At 68.0% G+C, this 2,809-nt stretch carries 3 protein-coding genes; 1 reads left to right on the top strand and 2 read right to left on the bottom strand.

Going from position 1 to position 2,809, the window contains the following annotated elements:
• Positions 1-931 (top strand): AMP-binding protein (locus ON23_RS20430; protein WP_039780130.1); only part of this gene is annotated, 931 nt, incomplete at its 5' end.
• On the opposite strand, the gene ON23_RS20435 is transcribed toward ON23_RS20430, so the two are convergent.
• On the bottom strand, positions 928-1,362 hold the full coding sequence (locus tag ON23_RS20435) for a hypothetical protein (RefSeq protein ID WP_157170253.1): 435 nt from the start codon (positions 1,360-1,362) through the stop codon (positions 928-930). The genes ON23_RS20430 and ON23_RS20435 overlap by 4 nt on opposite strands.
• A gap of 7 nt (positions 1,363-1,369) precedes the next feature.
• The gene (locus tag ON23_RS20440) at positions 1,370-2,287 is read right to left on the bottom strand and encodes a cutinase family protein (RefSeq protein WP_039780132.1); all 918 of its coding nucleotides are present in this window, start codon (positions 2,285-2,287) and stop codon (positions 1,370-1,372) included.
• Between the last annotated feature and the right edge of the window lie 522 nt (positions 2,288-2,809).

Below are 2,809 nucleotides of genomic sequence, written 5' to 3' on the forward strand. Positions count from 1 at the left end.
CGAGAAGACGATGGTGATGGCCGCCCCGATCTTCCACGGCACCGGACTGTCCCAGTGCACGCTGGGCTGGGCGCTGGGCAATCGAATAGTCTTCCGGCAGCGCAAATTCGATCCGGCGCGCACGCTCGCCGCGGTGGCGCAATACCGCGCCGCGACCCTCGTGCTGGTGCCGACGATGTTGCAGCGCATCGTCGATCTCGACGAATCGGTATTGCGGCAGTACGACACGTCGTCGCTGGAGGTGATCTTCGCCGCCGGTTCGTCGGTGTCCCCGGATCTGAGCCGCCGCACCGCGGACGTTTTCGGCGAGGTGCTCTACAACCTGTACGCCTCGACCGAGGTCGCGGTGGCGGCGGTGGCGACTCCGCAGGACATGCGCGAGGCGCCGGGTACGGTCGGCCGTCCCCCGGTCGGATGCCGGGTCGCGATCTACGACTCCGACCGCAATCCGGTGACCACCCCCGGTGTGGTGGGCACGATCTTCGTCTCCAGTGGCCTCAGCTTCACCGGATACACCGACGGGCAGCACAAGGAGATCGTGGACGGGTTGTTGTGCAGCGGCGACGTCGGGCATTTCGACGCCGACGGCCGGCTGTTCGTCGACGGCCGCGACGACGACATGATCGTCTCCGGCGGTGAGAACGTCTACCCGCTGGAGGTCGAGAACCTCCTGGTGAACCGGCCCGACGTCGCGGAGGCCGCGGTGGTCGGGGTGGACGACCGCGATTTCGGAAAGCGGCTGCGCGCCTTCGTTGTTCGCACCGCCGGGGCGAGTGTGGACGCCGAGGAGATCCGCGACTACGTCAAGGCGAATCTCGCTCGCCACAAGGTTCCGCGCGACGTCGTCTTCGTCGACGAACTGCCGCGCAACGCGACCGGGAAATTGCTGCGGCGGCAGCTGGAAACCGAACGCGTCGCGCCCGCCGACTAATTCGCTTCGCGGAACCGGTCCGCCATCGGATACCAGCCGGGGACCGCCGACGCGAGTTCCCCGGCGACACCGAGCAATTGCGCGGCCACCAGCTCGAGCCGCGTCTGCGGCCGGGCGAGGGTCGTGACCAGCCCCACCGGCACGGCGGCACTCAACTCACGCAACCGGGTGAAGCCGTCGGGATCCCGGTTCGCCGCGCAGTACAGCAGGGCGCTGCCCCATCGCTGACAGAATTCGGCACTGTCCCAGAGGTTTTCGGCCGAGCCGACATCGATGACCACACTCGGCGGCCCGTCGATCACCCAGCCTCTGCGAGTCACCCGGCCGACCACCGCCACCGATTGCTGCTCACAGACGCGGTCGATCACACTTCCGAGCGGCCCGTCCGCACCGACGATCGCCACCGCACCGCGATCGGCCGTTTCCCGCATACCCACCTCACCTGCCTATCAGATCCACCAGTTGCCGGCGCAGCCAGGACAGGGCCGTCTCACCACCCGGCCCGACCACGTAGAACGGATAGCTCTGGTGGACACCGGAATTCACGAATTCCGCGATCTGGGCCTTGCGCTCGTCCACGGCGCTCGCGTCGAGCTGACCGGCCAGCAATCCGAGACCTCCCGCGGCCAGCGCCGAATCGAGAAGATCGGCCGCATCCCGGGAGTACCGGTCGAACAGCGCCGGATCGGGATTCGAGATCTCCACGAAGAATCCGGCGATGCGGCCCGCGAAATCTCCGTCGGGCATCGCGCAATACAGGTCTCCGGCGGCACAGAACGTGTAGGTGCGCGCGGCGAGCAGGCCGAATCCGCCGGGGCGCGGTCCGCCCGCGCCGGCACCGGCGACCGGCGGGCCGATCAGCGTGTCGGTGGGTGCGCGGCGAGGATCGGACACCAAGCCCACCAACGCGATTCGGTCGGGCGACACCACACCGTGGCCGGTGCCGATCTCGGCCGCGAGGTCACCCGCGGCATCGGCGCCCTGACTGTAGCCGAGAATCGCGATGCGGGTCGTGGCGCACGACTGTGTCACCGCGGCCACCGCGGCGCGGGCCTTGTCGACGGCTTCGCGCTTGGAGCGGCCGTACACCTCGCCCTCCCACGGGAACGCCGTCGCGGTGTAGGCGACATAGCCGACACCGACGTCACCCGGCAGTGCGTCCACACTCGCCGCGAGCATCCCTTTGCGCGGGTCGTCGTCGGAGGTTTCCCAGGTGCCGGGAACGGCGAGCACATACAGGCCCGGACAGGACGGCATCGCATGCGCGGGCGCGCTCCCGCCGAGTTGCGCCAGGCCGTAAGTCACCGCCACCAGACCGGCGGCCGCGAGGGATTTCCAGCGTGTATACGGAGACACGGTGACACCTCCGAATCACTCGGCAGCTTTGCCGCGACATCCGCGCGAGCAGTGCCGCAATTGAGAGAATGACAGATAACTTATCACTCTCGTCGCCGAGTGTCGCCGGATTTGCGCGAATTGACCTGCAGGACATCGACGCGGTCGGAATCCGGAAAGTTCTCCACAACAGCGACATTGGAGGGGAATCGCCGGAGGCGGCATACAACCGCCGCCCTGATCTATGCGCAGTTCGTGGGCACACCCTGCGCAACAGGAGACAACGAGGAGGAACAGTCAGTAACTTGACGGCCGTCCGAGGCACGTGACGGTTTCCTCCGGGACCACCACCGAGCAGATCGGCTCATCGGGGCGTGCCGGCGATTCGACAACCGCCGAGCGGGTACGCGCACGGCATGAACCACCCCGACAACACCGGCGCGCACACGGATGCCGAACAGGACGACCAGGAAACCCAGGGCAAGCGCACGGTCGACGCGCCCCCGGAGACCTCCGGCAAACTGGCCGGGCCCGGGCCCGCCC

Origin of the sequence: Nocardia cerradoensis NBRC 101014, from assembly GCF_000308535.1 — a bacterium.
Taxonomy (GTDB): Bacteria; Actinomycetota; Actinomycetes; order Mycobacteriales; family Mycobacteriaceae; genus Nocardia; species Nocardia cerradoensis.

Bases quoted from the DNA above. Each gene is read 5' to 3' on its own strand.
- ON23_RS20435 (WP_157170253.1), bottom strand. From the start codon at position 1,362: ATGCGGGAAACGGCCGATCGCGGTGCGGTGGCGATCGTCGGTGCGGAC.